This is a genomic window from Streptomyces sp. NPDC036764, from assembly GCF_055609385.1.
On the sequence record NZ_JBVJPT010000013.1, the window covers coordinates 153,876 to 173,084 of the forward strand.

Annotated in this window: 14 protein-coding genes; 9 read left to right on the forward strand and 5 right to left on the reverse strand. The window is 70.1% G+C overall.

From position 1 onward, the window contains the following. Positions 1 to 183: 183 nt before the first annotated feature. The 4 genes from ACZ69Q_RS35050 to ACZ69Q_RS35065 all read left to right on the forward strand — a co-directional run bounded on the left by ACZ69Q_RS35050 (position 184) and on the right by ACZ69Q_RS35065 (position 9,215). Positions 184 to 3,315: a hypothetical protein gene (locus tag ACZ69Q_RS35050; RefSeq protein WP_471049985.1), complete on the forward strand. Its 3,132-nt coding sequence runs from the start codon at positions 184 to 186 to the stop codon at positions 3,313 to 3,315. Between the two features lie 5 nt (positions 3,316 to 3,320). Beyond that, positions 3,321 to 7,172 (forward strand): hypothetical protein, encoded by a 3,852-nt coding sequence (locus ACZ69Q_RS35055; RefSeq protein WP_471049987.1) that lies wholly within the window; start codon positions 3,321 to 3,323, stop codon positions 7,170 to 7,172. Positions 7,173 to 7,389: 217 nt separating this feature from the next. After that, positions 7,390 to 8,358: an alpha/beta hydrolase gene (locus ACZ69Q_RS35060; protein WP_471049990.1), complete on the forward strand. Its 969-nt coding sequence runs from the start codon at positions 7,390 to 7,392 to the stop codon at positions 8,356 to 8,358. A gap of 380 nt (positions 8,359 to 8,738) precedes the next feature. Then, positions 8,739 to 9,215, forward strand: coding sequence for a potassium channel family protein (locus tag ACZ69Q_RS35065; RefSeq protein WP_471049992.1), 477 nt, complete (start codon positions 8,739 to 8,741; stop codon positions 9,213 to 9,215). Positions 9,216 to 9,248: 33 nt separating this feature from the next. Here the strand turns inward: ACZ69Q_RS35065 and ACZ69Q_RS35070 are convergent, their stop codons facing one another. Together ACZ69Q_RS35070 and ACZ69Q_RS35075 are read right to left on the reverse strand one after the other, a co-directional pair. Next, positions 9,249 to 9,797 (reverse strand): GNAT family N-acetyltransferase, encoded by a 549-nt coding sequence (locus ACZ69Q_RS35070; protein ID WP_471049995.1) that lies wholly within the window; start codon positions 9,795 to 9,797, stop codon positions 9,249 to 9,251. 226 nt (positions 9,798 to 10,023) lie between these two features. Then, complete coding sequence (locus tag ACZ69Q_RS35075) at positions 10,024 to 10,776, reverse strand: GbsR/MarR family transcriptional regulator (protein ID WP_471049997.1); 753 nt, start codon at positions 10,774 to 10,776, stop codon at positions 10,024 to 10,026. 234 nt (positions 10,777 to 11,010) lie between these two features. Here ACZ69Q_RS35075 and ACZ69Q_RS35080 point away from each other — a divergent pair, with 234 nt between their 5' ends. Together ACZ69Q_RS35080 and ACZ69Q_RS35085 are read left to right on the forward strand one after the other, a co-directional pair. Continuing rightward, on the forward strand, positions 11,011 to 11,676 hold the full coding sequence (locus tag ACZ69Q_RS35080; RefSeq protein WP_471049999.1) for a DUF4097 family beta strand repeat-containing protein: 666 nt from the start codon (positions 11,011 to 11,013) through the stop codon (positions 11,674 to 11,676). A 519-nt stretch (positions 11,677 to 12,195) separates the two neighbouring features. Beyond that, the gene (locus ACZ69Q_RS35085) at positions 12,196 to 13,308 is read left to right on the forward strand and encodes an ABC transporter substrate-binding protein (RefSeq protein ID WP_471050001.1); all 1,113 of its coding nucleotides are present in this window, start codon (positions 12,196 to 12,198) and stop codon (positions 13,306 to 13,308) included. A 172-nt stretch (positions 13,309 to 13,480) separates the two neighbouring features. On the opposite strand, the gene ACZ69Q_RS35090 is transcribed toward ACZ69Q_RS35085, so the two are convergent. Beyond that, on the reverse strand, positions 13,481 to 13,858 hold the full coding sequence (locus tag ACZ69Q_RS35090) for a winged helix-turn-helix transcriptional regulator (protein WP_471050003.1): 378 nt from the start codon (positions 13,856 to 13,858) through the stop codon (positions 13,481 to 13,483). Between the two features lie 74 nt (positions 13,859 to 13,932). On the opposite strand from ACZ69Q_RS35090, the gene ACZ69Q_RS35095 reads away from it, so the two are divergent. Next, on the forward strand, positions 13,933 to 14,589 hold the full coding sequence (locus ACZ69Q_RS35095; protein ID WP_471050005.1) for an NADPH-dependent F420 reductase: 657 nt from the start codon (positions 13,933 to 13,935) through the stop codon (positions 14,587 to 14,589). Positions 14,590 to 14,719: 130 nt separating this feature from the next. On the opposite strand, the gene ACZ69Q_RS35100 is transcribed toward ACZ69Q_RS35095, so the two are convergent. Continuing rightward, a complete protein-coding gene (locus ACZ69Q_RS35100; RefSeq protein WP_471050006.1) occupies positions 14,720 to 15,040 on the reverse strand; it encodes a hypothetical protein in 321 nt (106 codons plus the stop codon). A 124-nt stretch (positions 15,041 to 15,164) separates the two neighbouring features. Between ACZ69Q_RS35100 and ACZ69Q_RS35105 the strand changes: the two genes are divergently transcribed. Both ACZ69Q_RS35105 and ACZ69Q_RS35110 read left to right on the forward strand, forming a co-directional pair. Next, a complete protein-coding gene (locus tag ACZ69Q_RS35105; protein WP_471050008.1) occupies positions 15,165 to 15,374 on the forward strand; it encodes a hypothetical protein in 210 nt (69 codons plus the stop codon). Between the two features lie 189 nt (positions 15,375 to 15,563). After that, positions 15,564 to 17,537, forward strand: coding sequence for a protein-arginine deiminase domain-containing protein (locus tag ACZ69Q_RS35110; RefSeq protein WP_471050011.1), 1,974 nt, complete (start codon positions 15,564 to 15,566; stop codon positions 17,535 to 17,537). A gap of 375 nt (positions 17,538 to 17,912) precedes the next feature. Here ACZ69Q_RS35110 and ACZ69Q_RS35115 read toward each other — a convergent pair whose 3' ends face one another. Then, on the reverse strand, positions 17,913 to 19,088 hold the full coding sequence (locus tag ACZ69Q_RS35115) for a UDP-N-acetylglucosamine--N-acetylmuramyl-(pentapeptide) pyrophosphoryl-undecaprenol N-acetylglucosamine transferase (RefSeq protein ID WP_471050014.1): 1,176 nt from the start codon (positions 19,086 to 19,088) through the stop codon (positions 17,913 to 17,915). Between the last annotated feature and the right edge of the window lie 121 nt (positions 19,089 to 19,209).

Here is a 19,209-nt window from a genome sequence, read left to right on the forward strand (position 1 = left end):
TCCCGTGGCGCGGACGCCGCGCGGGGCGGCATGGCCCAGGGACGGCCCAGGGGTTCTTCCCGGTGGACCACCCGATGTGCCCGACCGTCCCCGGACATAGGTTCGGCGTCTTCGAGCCGCGGCCGGCCCGGCACACCCGTGTCGGTGAGCAGCCGCGGCCCAGGGCAGGAGGGCTGAGGTGCGATGACCCGACGGGGTACCGGAACGGCGGACGGGCCGGTGTGGCAGCGTTTCGTGCTGCGCAGGCGAGAGGATCAGCTCAGGCTCGAATTCGAGCTGCGCAATCTGACGGTGGACACCTCTGAAGCGGGTGCGCCGGTGCTGCGGCGCAGCGCGCCGGGACCCGCTCACCTGGTGGTGCACTTCCCCACCCAGCACCTCGCGGAGAAGTCGACGAGCGGGGACGACAACGCGGTGCCTGAGGTGCCCGTCCGCACATGGGTGGCCGGGCCGAGCCGACTGGCGTTCGCGGTGCCCGAGGCGGCCGAGCCGGTGCCGTTCACCGAAGAGGCGCTGCTGCGCTGGAGCGCGCTGGCACTGTCGGTCGCGCCGGGCGCGCGCCCACCGGGGGAGCGGCCCTCGCCGGCGTCGCCACCAACCGAGCCGACCGGCGACCAGACCGCGATCGAACTGCCCTGGCGACTACTGCTCAGCCCTCCCGCGGGCAGCCGGTTCCGGCATGCGGCGGGACCCGTCACACGGGACGGCCGTACCGAGCTGTGGCATACCGAGTGCGAGGCCGACACGGCGCGTGCCCTGTGGAACACCGACCCTGATCCGGAGGCTCACCCCTCGGCGGGCCCGCCGCTCGATTCCCGGCAACGGCGCCAACTGGTGCAGTTGACGTCGGACTTCACGCTTCCGGAGCCTCTCCCGGAACCCGTGAAGCTGGAGCGGCTGCGGCTGAGCAGCCTCGGCGCCTGGCTGTCCGCCCACGGTGACTGGACGCCACCGCCCGACCTGTCCCACCTGACGATGACCGGCTGGGACAACCGGGTCGCGCTGGGGCGCGACCAGTACGCGCGGGTGACCGAGCGCGGCTATCTTCTGCCGTTCGGCCACCCTGTGACGCTCACCGAGGTCACGGAACGGATCGTGCGGCCGGTCGACGACTCACCCACCGCCTTTCTCCGCGTCCGGATGCTGCTGACGGTGAGCGAGCCGGAGCGGACGTATCCGGCGTTGGGGCAGCCGCACCAGGGCCGCCGCTTCCCGTTCCGGCGGATCGTGCTCAACACCCGGGTCGCCGCCGACCTCGACGACCCCTCCCAGTCGTCCGTGCGGATGCTCGACACAGGCGCGTTCGTCCCGACGTCGCACGGCTCCCGGGTCCTGTTCTCCTACACCGCCGAGGACCAATCCGGTGAGCGAGTCGATCTACAGTGTCCGGCCCTGTTCGTCCGCGGCGACCTCGCGCACAGTGACGGCCCCGGCAAACCGATGGCCCTGATCAGGGACGCCTACAATCGGCTCGCGACCACCGACACGTTGCGCCGGGTACTCCTTCCTGGGCACTTCCTGGCTTTCGCGCCGCACCGTGCACCCGGCGACAGCGGGGCGGAGACCCATGCGCTCGTCCTCGCGATGGACGCGCCCGACGGCACGGTGAGCCCGGGCGTCCTAGCAAGCCACGGGCAGCCGAGCTGCTACCCGGCGATGGAGCGGGCCGAAGTGCGGCTCACCGATCTGGAGACACTGTCCGGTCAGTCCACCGAACCAGTCGGTGCGACCTGGTACAAGCGCTATCTAGACGGCGGGTTCAGGCCGGGCAACACCGGCGAGGTGATCCTCGCGATGGACGAGCCCGTGCCGTTCGCGCTGCCCGGAGACCGGGCGGGCCTGATGGACCCCGGCATGAACGTCACCGGCCTGTCCCGGCGGCTCGGCCCGGTCGGCGGTCTCCTGGACACCCTCGCCGACGGATTCATCGACATGCGCAAGGTGCTCGAGGACGCGCCCGCCACACCCCGCCTGTTCGGGGTGGTGCCGCTGTCCGATCTGGTCCTGCCCGTACCGGTGCCGGAAGGGGACGAGCCGCCGGTAGGCGCCCTGTACCTACGGGCCACACGCGCGCCTCTCACCGGGCACACCGCGGGGACAAGGCCGCAGAACGACGGCACCAACCCGCTGGAGGACGAGCGGTTCGCACTGAAGATGGTCTACGAGCCGAAGCTCACCGGCGACATCGCGGGTCTGATCGAGTTCCACCCGAACACCTACGCCCGCATCGAACTGGGCCTGGCCCACTCGGACGTGCGACGCGGCCCGATACCCGACGAGTTCCTCTGCCGGGTGCTGATCCTCAACCAGAAACTGTGGGCGGCCCCCGGCAAGACTCCCCCGATCCCGTTTCCCGGCTCCGGACCGTACTTCGACAACACACCGGCCCTCACGGTGCGGCTGCTCGGCAAGAAGTACCGTTTCGTCGAGATCGACTTCTCGCGGCTGTCGTTCACGGCCGGATCCCGGCGCAAACCCGAGGTGGACGTGGCGGTGGCCGACGTCCGCTTCGACGGCCCCCTGAGGTTCGTGCAGAAGCTCGCCGACACCTTCACAGGCGGCGGCGCGGGGCAGTCACTCCTCGCCGACCCCCGCAAGCAGACCTCCCCGTCGTGGAAGTTCCGTGCCGTGCCGGGCACGCAGTTCCTCGAAGTGGGCCTCACCCTCGGGTTGCCACCGCTGGAGTTCGGGGCACTGCTCCTGAAGAACCTCCGGCTGGACGCCTGGGCACGCCTGCCCTACAGCGCGCTGAGCGGCGGCGGGCTGAGCCCGATGCGGTTCGGGTTCTCGCTGAGCGAGCGGCAGAGCCCGTTCACCATCGCCGTGTTCGCCTGGGGTGGCGGCGGATTCTTCGGCATCACCCTGAGCCCGGCCGGACTCGAACTCCTCGAAGTGGCCCTGGAGTTCGGCTACCACGCGGAGTTCTCCATCGCCGCCGTCGCCACCGGCAGCGTCGAGGTGATGGCCGGGATCTACTTCCGGCTGGAGCGCAGCCCCGTCGACAACCGGCAGCACATCGAACTGACCGCGTACCTCAGGGCCCGCGGCCGGCTCTCCATCCTGCGGATCGTCGACATCTCCCTGGAGCTGTACCTCGGGCTGAGCTACCGCGCCGTGTCCGGAGGCAACGGAAAGCTCGTGGGTCAGGCCAGGGTCGCGCTGACCGTTTCCGTGCTGTTCTTCAGCGTCTCCGTGGAGGCCTCCGTCGAGCGGAAGATCAGCGGCGACGCCGCCGATCCCTCCTTCCTGGACCAACTGCCCACGCGGCAGCTCTGGCACGAATACCTGTCGGCCTTCGCCCCGATCGGAGCGTGATTCCCGTGCTGAGCCAGCGCATCGTCTGGACCGTACTGCCTCCGGCCCCCGCCGCAGCGAGCCGCCGTCCCCTGCGCCTGTCCGTGCACATCGCGCCGCGGCTGCGCTGCGACGACCCGGCCGAGACCCCGAACCTCGACCTCTACCGGGACTTTCTGAACTGGCCCACGACCCTGCGTCGAATCTCCTTCGACCTGTTGGCCGACGGCACCCCGCTGGCCTCGAGGGTGGTCTCCCGCCCCGACCCCGCCGTGTGGAGCGCCCTGTTCACCGGCGCCACCCGGGTCCGCCCGGAGTCCTTCTCCGATCTGCCCGAGCGCCGCGTCCGCTCCTACCCGGCCGCCGAAGTGACCTCCTTCCTCCTGGACCGCTACCGGCAGATCGCCGTCGACTGGCCGACCACGTACCCGCCCGACGATGAACTCACCGGCCCGGAACTCTTCGGTCCCGTCGGCTACGACCCGGATGCGGGCCTGCGGCACGCGGCCGAGGCCGTCGAAGGCCTTCTGGAGCAGCATCAGGCCATCCCGCCGGGCCTGACCGGCCCGGGCGAGAACCTGTACCAGGTCCGCCGCTTCCTCCAGCCGCGCGGCGCGACACTCGTCGACCTCGAGCCGCCCTCGTACGACTTCCACGCCCTCGTGGCGATGCTCGCCGACCACCCCACGCTGCTGCGCATGACCGGCCTGGTCGTCGACCTGGACGTACCGAGGCACGCTGTGGCCGCGCTGCCGCCGCTGACGGAACTTTCCCTGAGGCCTGCCTGGCAACCGGACCTGCCCGACAGCCGGGACGTGCTGCCCGGCACCATCTGCGAGGTCTCCGCCGAGTACGGGCTCGTCGCACGGTCCCGTGAACAGATACACCGGGACGGTCAACTGGTCGTCGGGGGTGAGGACTTCACCGTGCTCCAGGTCGACCAGGACGGTGCCGCCGTGAAGACCCTGGACCTGCTGGCCAATATCCAGCACGCCGCCGAACACCGCACACCTTCCACACCGGACCGGCATGCCCTGCCCTCGCTGCGCTCGGCCGGCTTCGCCCTGGCCGCCCGCGGGCGGGCCGCCTCTCTCGTCACCACCATGCGCCGCGCCCAAGGGCTCTACCAGGACGCCGAGGCCGGGGCGCCGGTGACGCTGGAGGCCGAGGACCTGGTCCGCGGCTACCGGGTCGACGTCCTCGACGAACGAGCGGGCCGCTGGTACCCGCTGCACCAACGGACCGGGCAGGCCGTCCTCCCCGCGACCGGCGCCACCGTCCGTATCCCGCGCGAGGAGAGCGTGCTGATCACCGCGCCGACCACCGCCGCCGACGAGTCCTCCCCCGACCTGTATCTGCAGGAGACCCTGTTCCAGTGGTACGGCTGGAGCCTGGCGCTACCCCGGCCGGGTGCCGCCCTCGACCCGGACGACCAGGTCAGCAACGACCCGGCCGGCACCCCAGGCACCCTGCTCGACACCCGCTACAAGGTGCCGCGCGGCTCCCTGCCCGCACTGCGGTTCGGGCGCGCCTACCGGTTCCGGATGCGGTGCGCCGACCTCGGCGGCACCTCGGCACCGTTCGTGGCCGAACCCGCCGCCGCGCACGGCCCCACCGTCACCGAACCGGTGAAGCTGCTGCGCTGGGAACCGGTAGGGCACCCTCTTCTCGCGGCCCGTACCCCGCTGCCCGACGACGAGGACGACGGGCGTCTGGTGATCCGCTCCGACTACGACCGGCCGGCCGCCGCGACTGCCGAGAGGCACATCGTGCCCCCGGCCGGCACCCAACTCCTGGCCGAGCAGCACGGATGCTTCGACCTGCCCGACGGCCGCCTCGACCCCGCCGCCTGGGACCTCATCACGGCCCGTGAGGGGCTCAGGCTCGCCGACCACCCGGTGGCGAAACCCGACCCCGGCAGGCCGGGCTGCCACTACTACGACACCGACCGGCTCACTCTTCCGTACCTGCCCGACCCACTGTGCCGAGGCGTCGTCCTGGACGGTCTGCCGGGCCGCGCCACCCCGCTCAAGGTGCCCTTCACACCGCAACCCGGCGCACCCTGGTGCGATCTGCGGCCGGTCCGCCTGGTCCTCACCGAAGGCCCGACACCCGCCTCCTCCTACGACCCGGCCCAGCACGTCGTCCACGTCGCCCTGCCGAAGGCTGCCGTGGCCACCGTGCGGTTGAGCGCCTACATCGACGACCCCGACCTCACGGGTCTGGGCATCTGGTCCCTGATCGAACGTCACGAAGGGGTGGACAAGGAGAAGTACCAGGTACTGGTGACCGGCGGACGCCACTGGATGATCACCCCCTACCAGGAGATCACCCTCGTCCACGCCGTCCGCCGCCCCCTCATCGAACCCTCCTTCCGGAACTTCGACGTCCAACGCGGAGCCAACAGCACCTCGGCACGCTGCAAGGACTACCTGCTCCTCGACCGGGCGGGCACCGGCCAGATCGACGTGACCGCCACCTGGACCGACCCGGTCGACGGCGGCCCGGGCACGCCACCCCCCTCCACCACCGAGGTCGCCGCGACCGCGTTCACCGCCGCCGTCGACAGCACCGTCCCCGGAGACACCCTGCCCCTGGACGGCCTGCACGAGTTCGGCGACACCCGCCACCACGAGGTCTCCTACCGTGCCACCGCCACCACACGCTTCAGCGCCCACTTCACCCAGCACCTCACCGCACCGCTGGCGGCCGGCACACCACGCGTGCTCGCCGCGGACGGCATGGTCCCGGGCTCCGTACGGGTCACCGCGCCGGACGGGAGCGGCGAGTACGCCGAAGGCCGTGACTTCACCGTCGACACGGAGGCCGGGACCGTGGTGCGCACGGACCCGTCCGGCATCGCCGAGGGCGCCCCGGTCCGCATCGCCTGGCTCGCCCGCCCGGTGACCCGAACCAGCCCTGCACCTGCCGTCCGCCACGTTCACGCGAGCGCTCCGCCTCCGGCGCCGCGCCCGCACCCGGCGCTGCCTGTGTTCGCCTGGAGCCGTGCGCAGGACGGTCCGTGGACCGTCAGCCACCGCGCGGGCAACACCCTGCGCGTTGCGCTGGAACGCCCCTGGTACGTGTCCGGAGCCGGCGAACTCCTCGCGGTTCTCCTGGAGTCGGGCGACGGGTCCACCCCCACCACGCTGGCCGACCGCGTGCTCAGCCGGCTCGGCGAGGACCCCGTCCACCGCTCCGCCGGGACCCTGCCGTCTCACTTGACGCCCGACGCTTTCGTCGGCGGCGTCCCGGTCCAGAATCTGCAACTGCCCGGTGAGCCGGGCGCGATCATCAGGGCGGTCACCTTCCCGGTTCACTTCGACGCCGAACGCGACCGCTGGTACGCGGACATCACCCTCGCCCCGGGAGCCGTCACCGCCCCACTCCTTCGCCTCGGCCTGGCCCGGTACCAGCCGTACGCCCCGACGGAACTGCAGCTCTCCGCACCCGCCGTCCTGGACTTCACCCCGCTGCTGCCCGACCGCACCGTCCGCGCCCGCCGCACTGCCGATGACCGCTGCACGGTGGAGGTCACCGGTTTCACCCAGCGCGCGAGCTACACGGGCCCGCACCCCACACGGATGCTGGTCACCGCGGAGGCGCACGACCCGTCGGTCCCGGGCGCGTCCGGCTGGCGCGCCCCGGCGCACGGCACAGCACCGATCGCCCTCACCGCGGCTCCGAACGGCACCGGCCCCACCACCTGGACCGGTTCGGTCCCCCTGCCGGCCGCTGAGGGCTTCCACCCCGACGCCTGGCGCCTGACCGTCGAGGAGTTCCAGCCCCTCGTCACGCTGTCCGACGACAACACGGCCACCACCACCGAGCGGCTGCTCTTCCTCGACACCATGCCGCTGCCGGACCTGATTCATTGAGGCCGGCGGGGTAGCCGCGCGCACAGGGAGCGAGGCGGCGGACGCCGGTTTCTTGGAATGCAGCGACGGAAGATGCGTGATTATTCTGGAATTAGCCCATTAGGTGCTTTGAGCCGGGGTGGCATGTTCCGGCGGCCGCCCCTGAGCGCACTGTCACGCCCTTGAACGCGGTGCGCTCGTCACCAAGCGTTTCTCCGACCTCCCAGGGAGTATTCCCATGGCTGCTCAGAAGGCCTCAATCGTTCTTGAGCCCGAGGCACAGGAGCTCGCCGAAGCCACCTCGCACCATCCGTTCCTGTACGAGCTGGATCCGCCCGCGGCGCGCAAGGTCCTCGACGACCTCCAGGCCGCGCCGGTCGACAAGCTGCCGGTCGACGAGGAGTGGGTCACCGTACCGGCCACGGTCGGTGATGTGCGGGTACGCATCGTCAAACCGCAGGGTGCCACCGGAATGCTGCCCGTCGTGTTGTACATGCACGGCGGTGGCTGGGTGCTGGGCAACGCCGGCACCCACGACCGTCTGGTGCGGGAGCTGGCGGTCGGCGCGCGTGCGGCAGTGGTTTTCGTTGAGTACACGCCATCACCCGAGGCTCACTATCCCGTGGCCATCGAGCAGGGTTACGCGACCGCGCAATGGATCGTCCGCGAGGGGGCGTCCAAGGGGCTTGATGCGGAGCGCCTGGTGGTGGCCGGGGAATCGGTCGGCGGGAACATGACCGCTGCGCTCTCCCTCATGGCCAAGGAACGCGGTGACGTCAACTTCCTGCAGCAGTCGATGTACTACCCGGTCACGGACGCGGCCATGAACACCGGCTCCTACGACCAGTTCGCCACGGGCTACTACCTGAGCCGCAAGCTGATGGAGTGGTTCTGGGACGCCTACACGACCGACCCGAACCAGCGCGCGGAGATCACCGCGTCTCCCAACCAGGCCACCGCCGAGCAGCTCACCGGCCTGCCGCCCGCCCTGTTGATCGTCGACGAGGCCGACGTGCTGCGCGACGAAGGTGAGGCGTACGCCGCCAAGCTGCGAGCCGCCGAAGTTCCGGTGACGACGGTGCGCTACGACGGCACGGTCCACGACTTCATGATGCTCAACTCGCTCAGTCAGTCCGAAGCCGCCCGTGGAGCCATCGACCAGGCCACGCTGTTCCTGCGCAACGCCCTCGGAACCGACAGGCCCTAGACGACCCTTTCGCCCCGACCACCGGGCCGGCAGGCTTGACCGACCTGCCGGCCTTCGCCCGGTCGGGGGTCACGTCGACACATGGCTGCGCCGGACGGGCCAGGAACGTGGCTACGTCACGGATCTGGGCACCCTGTGCACGCTCAACTGCTGTGCTGTGGGCGGGAAGAGGGCGATCCGGCGTGGGCTCCCTGGGTTGTTGTTCGCCGAGTCGGCGGCCGGGGGGCAGGCGCTGCAACGGGTGGTGGCCTCGCCCTTGAGTTGGAGCATCGAGCTGGGGCCCTCTGTGCGTGGTGCGGGAGCGGCTGTTCGGGTCGGGGTTCTTTCCCATGCGGCGCGTTTTCGTGAGGCCGTTTTGGGTGTGGAGCAGGATGCGGGGTATGTCTGCCGGTTTCCTTGCCCGATTGGTCGAGCTGCTGTTGGGCCGTCAGGGGCGCTCGCTGCATGTGAAGGCGGCGGGAGTCGCGACGCTCGTCCTCGCGGTTGTGATCCTGGTGGGTTCGAGCCTGGTGGTGTCTGCGGAGCGGGGGGCGCCCGGGGCGCGGCTGACTTCGTATCCGCGTGCGTTGTGGTGGTCGGTGGAGACTGCGACGACGGTGGGGTATGGCGACTTCTATCCGGTGACGTTGTGGGGGCGGCTGGTCGCCGTGGTGGTGATGGTTGTGGGGATCACGGCTTACGGTCTGGTCACCGCGGCGCTGGCGACTTGGTTCGTGGGACGGGACGAGGAGCGCCGACACCGCCGAATGCAGCATGCAGAGCAGGCGGTGGAGCAGGCGTACGCGGAGGTGGCCCACACGGTGCACGAGCGCTTCGATCGCATTGAGCGGATGCTGGAGGGCGGCAGGGCGCCGTGAGTGCACTCGCCCAGGCCCTGAGGAGCGGTCGGCTCAAGGGGCAGGCGTGTTGGTGGGCCGGACGCCGAACCACTGCTCGGCGCCGTACTCTTCGAACCGCTCTACCTCGGTGAACCCCAGCTTTGTCGCGAGGCGTATGGAGCGGTGGTTGGCGGTCTGGGTGCTGAGGACGACGGGCTCGTTGGGATGGGCGTCGGCGAACCAGGTGAGTGCTGCTGTGCATGCCTCGGTGGCGTATCCGCGTCCCCAGGACTGCGGCAGGAGCATGTAGCCGAGTTCGGTTTCCCCGGCGTCGGGGCGGATGCGACCGGGGCGTTCTGCGTCGCGCCGGTCGAGCGTGATCATGCCGATCATCGTTCCGTCGAGGTCGATCACGAAGAGGCCGGGGCGTCGCCCGGGCACCGCAGGCACGGTTCGTTGGAGCTCGTCCAGTGGTCGGGGGCCACCGAGGAAAGTGCCCACGTCCGGCGATGCGAACAGGTCGATGAACGCCGCTCGGTCGCGGGCCTCGGACTGGCGGAGCACGAGCCGTTGCGTCCTTATCGGGGCGGGTGGCCAGGCGGCGAGTCCGGGTTGGGTCATGGTTGGCAACCTATCGCGGGCCTGTGGATGTGATCCGGAAGAGAAGGCCGAGGCGTCCGGCGCCTAGAGGGGGTGGTGGCCGGCCCGGGGCCGGGAATTCTGGCGGGACGCCGTTGCCCTTCCGCCTGCGGCCGACCGACAGGCCAGCCCGTCGCCCCGGATGAAGGTGTCCCGCGGCGGGGTGTGGCGCGGCTGTCTGCGCCGCTTCGTCTTGGCGGGGTGTGTGTCAGTGATCCGGGTGGGAGGAGGCGGTGTTGGTGGGGGGCGTTTGGGCTGTGGTGTGGAGGAGTTGGCGGGCTTGTTCGGCGGCGCGGGTGGTGCTTTCTGATACGTAGTCGAGGAAACGGGCGATGTTTTCCAGGCGGTTGGCGGCGGGCGTGCCTGGGACGAGGACGTGGACGCCCTGGCGTGCGGTGGTGACGAGGTGGGTGATGGCCTTGGCGCTGGTGATCATCGACTGGTACCAGACGTCGTCGTCGACGGTGTAGCGCTCGCGGCGGTTTTCGCCCTGTTCCCGGCGGACCATGCCCTGGCTCTCGAGAAACGCGATGGCTTTGGAGACGGATGCCGGGCTGACGGTGAGGTGCTGGGCGAGTTGGGCCGCGGTGAGGCTGCCGGTGTCGGTGAGGGTGAGGCAGGCCATCACCCGGGCCATCATGGTGGGCATGCCCGAGGCCACCATGACCGTGGTGAACGCTTCCTCGTACTCGTGCACTGCCTTGGCGTCGCGTCCGTGCGGCTGGGGGAGTGACGGTGGTCCTTGGGGGGTTGTGGCTTTGCGGCGACGGGCGCGCTGTTCGGTGGCGCGGTGGGCGAGGTCGGCGCGGTAGTTGGTGGGGCCGCCGTTGCGCATCACTTCGCGGGTGACGGTGGAGGTCGGACGCTCCAGGCGCCGGGCGATCTCGGCGTAGGGGAGGTTGTCGGCCAGCCCCAGTGCGATCTGCCGACGTTCGGACTGGGTGAGCCTGCCTCCGGGCATCGCGGTCTCCCTGATGGTTCCTCGTGGTGGTGACCCGTCCACTATAGCGTTCACTTTCTTCTCATTGCAATGACAGTAGCCGTCGTCGTTGCGTTACATTCAGGGCCGTTGCAACATTTACTCGCTATCTACCTGCGCGGATGTTGATTTCATGCAACGAGCGCGTTGCCGCTCAATGGAAAGCAACGTAGCGTTTCCGATGTCAGAAACCGCGATTGAGCGCAGGAGAACACCATGCAGAAGTTCGACACCCCCGCCCCGATCTCCGCCGTCCTGAACATCCCCGCCGGACGTATCCAGGTCATCGGCGCCGACCGCGCCGACACCGTCGTCGAGGTCCTGCCCGCCGACCCCTCCAAGAGCCGCGACGTCAAGATTGCCGAGCAGATGGAAGCCACTTGCACCGACGGCGTCTTGCGCATCCACGCCCCTGCCCCTGGTAACCAGCTCCTGGGCCCCTCCGGATCCGTGGAGATCACCCTCCAGGTGCCTGCCGGCTCCCGTATCGAGGCCCGCACCGCTGGTGCCGAACTGCGCGGCGTGGGCCGGCTCGGCGACATCGCCTTCGAGGGCGCCTACCGCCACATCAAGATCGACGAGGCCGCGAGTGTCCGGCTCACCGCGACCGACGGCGACGTCGAGATCGGCCGCCTCACCGGCCCCGCGCAGATCAGTACCCAGCGTGGTGACATCCGGATCACCGAGGCCGTGCGCGGCAAGCTCGAGCTGAGCACCCAGACCGGCGACATCACCGTCGGTGCCGCGGCCGGCGTCTCGGCCGCTCTGGACGCCGGTACCGGCTACGGTCGTGTCAGCAACGCCCTGAAGAACGACGGCGCCGCCGAACTCGACATCCGCGCCACCACCTCCCACGGCGACATCACCGCCCGCAGCCTCTGACCCGGGCAGTGCGGCAGCGCCAGATCCGGCCCCGTCCGGCCGGACCGCCACGGCCACTTGCACCCGGCCGGACCGCCGTCGACAGGCCCGCCCGAAACACCATCTTGGGCGGGCCTGCAACCCACACGCAGGCCCCCGGGGGACTGGACACGACACCTCGCACGACGATGTGAACCCCATGCCGAAGCCGACCACTGCTCCGGCCGCTCAAAAAGGCGGACCGGCATGGTGCCGGTCGACAGCCCGTGCCCTGGCCGTGTCATCACACACACCTCCTCCTCGCCCACCGCGCCGACACGACTGCCGAGGGGCCGCCCGCCCCACAGCCACGCCGTGACCTCCAACCCTCGGCGAACACATAACCGGTTGCCCGTCGACGACGACTGTGGTTGCAATGACTGGCATGATCACCACAGCGCGCCCGCGACGGCGAGACGAGACGAACGCATACCACCGGGCCTCGCCCTTCCGCGATCCGGGCACACCGCACGCGAACCGCCGCACGGAAGGCGCCCGCGCATGAGCACGCCGCCCTCGCCACCCGCAGCGGGCCCGGCCGACGGACCATCCGTGCGGATCGGCGCTCTCGTCCCGCTCACCCGCCCCGGCTGGACCGAGGCAGGCCAGCACCTGCTCGCCGGACTCGAGTTGGCCGTTCGCGACGTCAATGAAACCGGCGGGATCGCCGGAAAGCCCCTGGAGTTGGTGGTCCGGGATACCGCGGCCGATCCGGATCGGGCAGCGGCGGCCGTGGATGAACTGGCTCACCTGGGTGTGGCCGCCCTGGCAGGGGAGTACCACAGCGTCGTCGCCCGCGCGGCTGCCGCCAGGGCCGAAGCTCTGGGCCTGCCGTTCCTCTGCTCGTCGGCGGTTCTCGACGCACTCACCGACGAGCCGACGCATTGGGTCGCGCGGCTGTGCCCGGCGCAGTCCCACGGCTGGCGGATCTACGCGGACTTCCTCCTCGGTGCCGGCCACAGCCGCATCGCCGTAGCAGCCCAGCCGAGCGTCTACTGGGCGTCCGGAACCCGCATCCTGCGCGACCACCTCACGCCACGCGGCGGCACCGTCATCGAACTCGACATGCGTACGCTCACCCCAACGGCCGTTTGCGACGCCCTCGTCGACAGTCGGGCGAGCGCTCTCCTCCTCCTGGTCGGCCACCCGGAACCGGCCGTGCCGATCGTCAGGTCCGTCCGCTCGGACAAGCGCCTCGCCGACGTCATGATCGGGGCTCCGGCCGGGCAGCCGGAGTTCACCCAATGGGCGACGCTGCTGGGCGACGACGGCGCCGCGATCCCGTTCCTGCGCTACCTGCCCGAACACCTCACCCCCCTCGGCACCCGCGTCGAGAAGGCCGTGCGCGAACGGCTGGCCCAAGCACCTTCCTTTGTCGCCTTCGAGGGCTACGACACGATCGCCGTCCTCGCCGACATACTGCGCTCCCACGGCGTCAACCGGGCGCGCACCGCCGAATCCTGGCCGGACGTCGCAGTCGAAGGCACCCGCGGGCAGATCCGGTTCTCCCGCACGCCGGGCATCAGCGTCTGGCAATGGGCCTGGCCGCCTGTTCAAGTCGTCGACCGGGACCCGGCGGAACTCGACCGTTTCCGGATCCTTCGCACCGGCTGAGAGGGCCCGAAGACCGACCGCCGCCCTGGCCCGGCCCGAACTCCAGGAGGGACCACCTGACCGCCTGATCACCTGTCAATACGAGCCCTCGGCATCGTGACAGAGGGCCGGACCGCACTCCCAACCAGCCACGCCGATCCGGTGACGACGTCCGAGCTCACGGCGTCGGCATTCACCGAGTAGAAGGCGGGGACTGAGGAGCGGAAGGGCATGCTGCCTCCTGGGCTGCCATAACCTCATCGCCGTACTCGAAGGCCCATGCCCCCACGGCGTCGATGGGTGCGAGCAAGGTCCGGCCCAAAGCGGTGAGTTGGTATGCGACCCCTGATGGTGCCTCGGGGTGAGGCTGCCGGTCGACCAGTCCGTTGAACTGCAGCCGCCGCAGAGTCTCAGTGAGGACCTTTGAGCTGATGCCCCCGATCCGCTCCCGCAGTTCGACGGGCCGCTTGGGACCGTCACGCAGCGCCCAGAGCACCACGGCGTTCCACGTGTTGGAGAGCAGGTCGAAGGCGAGGCGGGCGCGGCAGTCGGCGAGGAAGGCGTCGGTCACGTACCAAATGGTGCCCGAACCGCCCACTAGCGTCGGTGTGAAGGCTCGAAGCAGCACGGAGAGGTCAACGCGTGATGAGAATCGGCGTACTGGGAACGGGCAACATGGCCGACGCGCTCGCCACCCACTGGGTGCGGGCCGGGCACGAGGTGACCATCGGCGGACGGGACGCCGCCAAGGCGGAGCGGCTCGCGAGGCGCATCGGAGGCGGCGCGAAGCCTGCCGGTCTGCGCGCGGCGGCCGAGTCAGGTCAGGAGGTGGTGCTGGCCGCGCTGCCCTTCGGGGCGGGAGCGGACGTGGTACGGGACCTGCGCACGGCCCTGGAGGACAAGGTGTTGCTCGACTGCTCCAACCCGGTCGGGCCGGGCTTCCGGCTGCTCACGGAAGGAGGCCCGTCAGCCGCGCAGCAACTGGCTGCGGCGGCACCGGGCGCCCACATGGTCAAGGCTTTCAACCTCTGCCACGAGGACGTGTGGCGCATGTCGCCGCCCGTCTTCGACGGACGGCGACTGGTGGTGCCGGTCTGCGGGGACGACGAGACGGCCCTTGAGCGTGTACGCGAGTTGGTGCAGGACGTGGGCTGTGAACCCGTGGCCGGCGGCGGTCTCGAGCGGGCGGGACTCCTGGAGGCGACCGCCGCGCTGTTCATCGCGCTTTGGGTCGGCGAAGGAGCGGACGCGCAAGCAATCGCACCACCGCTGGCATACGCGGCCGGACCGGGTCGACAGTAACCCCAAGGCCACGGCTGACTTCCGTTAGGTTTTCTCAGCGCGGAGCGCCGGCCAGCCCAGCGGCGACCCGCTCAGGAGCCGCGCCGTAAACGGTGGGCCGTCTCATGGCGGTAGAGGTCGCTTCGACTGCTCAGAGTCCGCCGATCTTTCCGGCCGCGTTCCGTACGGAGTCGAGCACGTCCAAGACGGCGTTGTGCCGCCTCGCGCGCGTCGCCCGTTCTTCCGGCACCAGCCGTGCGGCGGCCTGCACGGCGTAGGCGTCCGGGTCGCCGAAGACGGTCCGTGGGTGCTCTCCCGTCTCCGCGCAGTGCGCCGTGACCTCCTTGACCGCCTGGAGCACGACGGCCCGGTCCACGCCCGGCTGCATTGCCAGCCGTACCTGAAAACGCGCCATCCACTTCTCGTAATCCTTTTCCTTCGCCGCGTCCGTCGTCCGGTCCTTCTTCGCCACGTGCTCTCCTGGTGATCGACAGAGGTCTGTCGTGGAGTTGGACGCTGGTACATCGAGCCGGGTTGCGCGAACGGGAGAGGCCGTCGGCCCGCCGGCCGTCCTCGTCGACCTTGCCGCTTTCGAGATGAACTTCGCCTTGGCGCATGGTCCGGGCGCGGTACTCGCGGCCCTGCTCGACTGCGGGGAGTCGAAGACGGTGCAGGGCAAGCCGGAGGCGTCGCCCCACGGACGCCAATGCCTTCGCCGGCTGTTCGGGCAGGGAGGGCGCGACATCCGAATCGCCATGGAAGTGCACGAGGGCGGCGCCGGAAGCCTGAGGTTCCGGCGCCGCTGATCCATGCGGGCGCACATGCGCACCACGCGGAGGTCCTGGGCTCAGAGCGCTCCATGCAGCCCGGTCCGTCCCCCGACCGGCGGGATCCTGCCGCCGACCTCGGTTCGCCTTTCTGCCGGCACAGTGAACGCACAGACGCCACTTTCACCTCTTGCACGGTGCACCCCCCCAACTGAGGAGGAACGCGCTGTGCGTTCACACAGACGTATACGTACGAACCCTGCCGGGCCCGTGGTCCTCGCGCTGGCCGCGGTCGGAACCGCACTGGCCGTACCGCTCTCACCAGCCTCGGCCGCGGAGCCGACCACACAAGCCGATCTCCGTGCCGATGTGAACCGCGACGGACAGGTCGACGTCACTGGCACCACCGACACCACTGGTGAGGACACCTGGTCCATAGCCCGCGGAGCGGTCTACCTGCCCAACATCGACGATGACACCAAACGCTGCCCGGTCACCGCACCCGGCGGCAGACCGCTGTCCGACGCCAAGCTGGCCGCGTGCAACGACGCCTCCGACACCCGGGTCAACGGTTCGGCCGACGCCGCGGACCTGGCCCGTATCCGCTCGGTGCCGATGGAGGGCCTGCCATCGGGCGCCAAGGGCAGCGTCAAGGTCACGACAGGAGCCAAGCAGACCCGCGTCTACCTCAAGCGTGGGGGCGGTTGGGTCATGATCACGCCGCAGACCAGCCTGTCGGCCGCCGAGTTGCGCTCCGGCGTGGAGTTCGGCGTCGAGGCCACCGACGTCATCCGGGACACGAGCAAGTGGGACGGCAGGACGGTCATCCGCCTGACCGTGACGGCGGGCGGCCGGAGCACATCCGACTCCATCACCTTGCGCGTCGCCCCACTCCTCACTCATCACCATCTTCAGAAGACCCAGCAACTGATGGTCACCAAACTGGGCCCCGACGCCGACTGGAGCGGGCTTCAGGGCAAGTTCGTCACCGATCTGAAGAGGGAAGCGGAGAAGGCCGGCGTCACCCGGCCGCTGGTGACGTTCGCCAAGTACCAGGACTCCTGGGCGCAGGACTTCGTCGAGCCGGCTTATGTCAGCATGACCGCAGCCAACGGGCGCCGGCACGTGATCCGTGTGATGCTGCGCTCTGCGCAACCGGACCGTGAGGCCGGCCGCGAGCTGTTCGAGAAGGTGCGAGGACGGGACATCGGAGTCGTCCAGGCCTTCGACAGGTCGGCACCGGCGGACTGGTCGCTCAACTCCATGGGGAACCTGGAGACCATCCCGCCGTACGCCCAGGGTGGCCGCTCGTTCCCGGCCGGACGGATCATCATGGGGTGGCGCAAGGACAGCGGCCAGCGGCCCTCGGCGACGATGCGCACGCTGCTGAAGTCCCAAGGACTGCAAGACCCGTTGCTCCTGGACACCTCCTGGCTGGAAGTCGGCCACGTCGACGAGTTCGTGCAGTTCCTGCCCGCAGACACCCCGCGCGGCTGGCGGATCGGCGTCGCCGACCCCGAAGCGGGGCTGCGCATGCTGCGCGAGGCCCAGCGCGCGGGCCATGGAAATACCAAGATGTTCTCCGTCCCGGGCCTCGGGGGCTCCCCGCCGTTGCAGGAGACCATCGACAAGGCTCTCGCCTCTCCCCACCTGGTTGCCGACAACACCATGGCGGCCAAGCGGATCGCGGCCAACCTTCAGATCCTCAAACGCGAGACCGGTGTCACCGAGGACGAGATCGTGCGCGTGCCGGCCCTCTACACCCGCGGCTCGATGGCCCGCACGCAGGGCGGGGAGGACGTCCACGTGCCGCGACTGACACGCATGGGCGGCAACACGGCCCTGCCGGACGCAATGAAGGAGCAGGGCCAGCAACGGTGGCTGGCCGGGGACACGAACGACTCCGCCGCGGCCGCACGCGCGACCGTCGCGACGAGCGCGTACGTGCCCGGAGCGGTCAACGGAATCCTCCTCAGCCGCGACCGCTACCTCGCCCCACGCCAATGGGGACCCGTCATCAACGGCAAGGACATCTTCACCCAAGCCGTCACCGCCGCCTACGTTCGGGCGGGCCTGAAGGTGTCCTACATCGACGACTGGTATACCTATCACCTCGGCATGGGCGAGGTGCACTGCGGCACAAACACCCTGCGTGACGCCTCCGCCGCCTGGTGGCAGCAGCCAGGACCGACAACGCCATAACACCCACCGCCGAACGCCTCTCCGGAACCCTCTGAGCCGCGTCACCCGCAACAGCCCACTGCAACCCCGGGCGACGCAACCGCCAACACCCCGTCAGCCTGACCAACGGCTGACGGGGCTCAAATCCCTTCACCACACCGAGGGTTGTAGCCCTGCCCGACAGCACCCTTGCTCAGGCAGGGTGAGTGGATCGGATCCGAGAGAGGGCCGCCCACGCCCCCCCGGAAGTCGTCGCTGTCGCCCTCGACCGGCTGTGTCCCACTCACCTGCCCCTGCGCGAACTGCTCGACTTCCTGTGCGATCCGGACCCCGAAGGTCATCGAGGCGCGCACGGCGCTGCACATCGGCCGCCGCCCCCCCATAGCCCCAGGCTGGTCAGCCGGATGCGGCGGACAGGATCACGTCCACGAGCCGGTCCGCAGCATCCGGCCTCCCGTGCGCCCGGGCCCGCCGCGCCATCTCCTCCCGCCGTGCGGGATCGGCGAGGAGCGGGCCCACTGCGTCTCGGAGCTGGTCTGCGGTGACGCCGCCGAGCAGAGCCACGGCGGCCCCGGCCTCCTCCAAGTGGCGGGCGTTGTGCGCCTGCTCGTTCCCCGCCGAGGAAGCAAGCGGGATGAACAGGGCCGGCTTGCCCAGTGCAGTGAGCTCGGCCAAGGTCCCGGCCCCACTTCTCGACACGACGACGTCCGCGAGTGCGAGGACGTCGGGCAGCTCCGGGCCCACGAACCCGGCGAGGTAGTACCGGCCGACCGACGCGGCCGGCAGGGTCTCCGCATACTGCCGCGGCTCCCCGACGTTGTCCGGGCCGCACTGGTGGATCACGTTCGCCCTCTCCAGCAGCCAGGGCAAGGCATCCCGTACGACGCCGTTGATCTGCTGAGACCCCTGGGCGCCGCCGGTGACGTACACCGTCGGCAGCCGAGGGTCGAAGCCGTGAAGTCCCAGGGCCTGCACCGCCTTGTCCGGGTGCCCGGCAAGCACCTCCGGCCGGATCGGGTTGCCGGTGACCACCGCAGCGCCGCGTACCTCCTGCGGCAGAAGAGGCACCGTCGACTCGGAAGACACGGCGATCCGCGTCGCCGAACCGGCCAGCTTCCGGTTGGCCAGGCCCAGACGCACCGTCTGCTCGTGCAGCACCAGCGGCACCCGGCACATACGCGCGGCCAGCCCCGCGGGGACGGCGACGTAGCCGCCGGTGGCGAGGACCACGTGCGGCCGGAAGTCCGCGACCAGCTTGCGTGCCTGGGCCACGCCGAGCGGCACCCGTGCCATATCCCGCATGTTCGCCGCCGACATCATCTTCAGCGGATTGCTCGAACGACGGATCTTCCCCGTGGCCACCGTGGCGAACGCGATCCCCTCGGAAGGCGCAACACGTGCCTCCAGGCCCTCGGCGGTCCCGATCCACAGCACATCGAGGGCCCTGCCCTCGGCCGCCAGGCGGTTCTGCAACGCGCGGATCGCGGTGAGCGCTGGGTAGGTGTGACCGCCGGTGCCACCGCCCGTGACGATGAGGCGGAATGCGTTGGCGCGGCGGGGTTCATTTTTCATTCGGCGCACCCTACTGGTCGACGCGCGAGACCACGGACCGTCAGGTCGACCAGCAAGGTGTAGTGACGCCGCGGGCCATGGCGAGCCGTACGCCGACGGAGCCGACCGTGTTCGCGGCTCC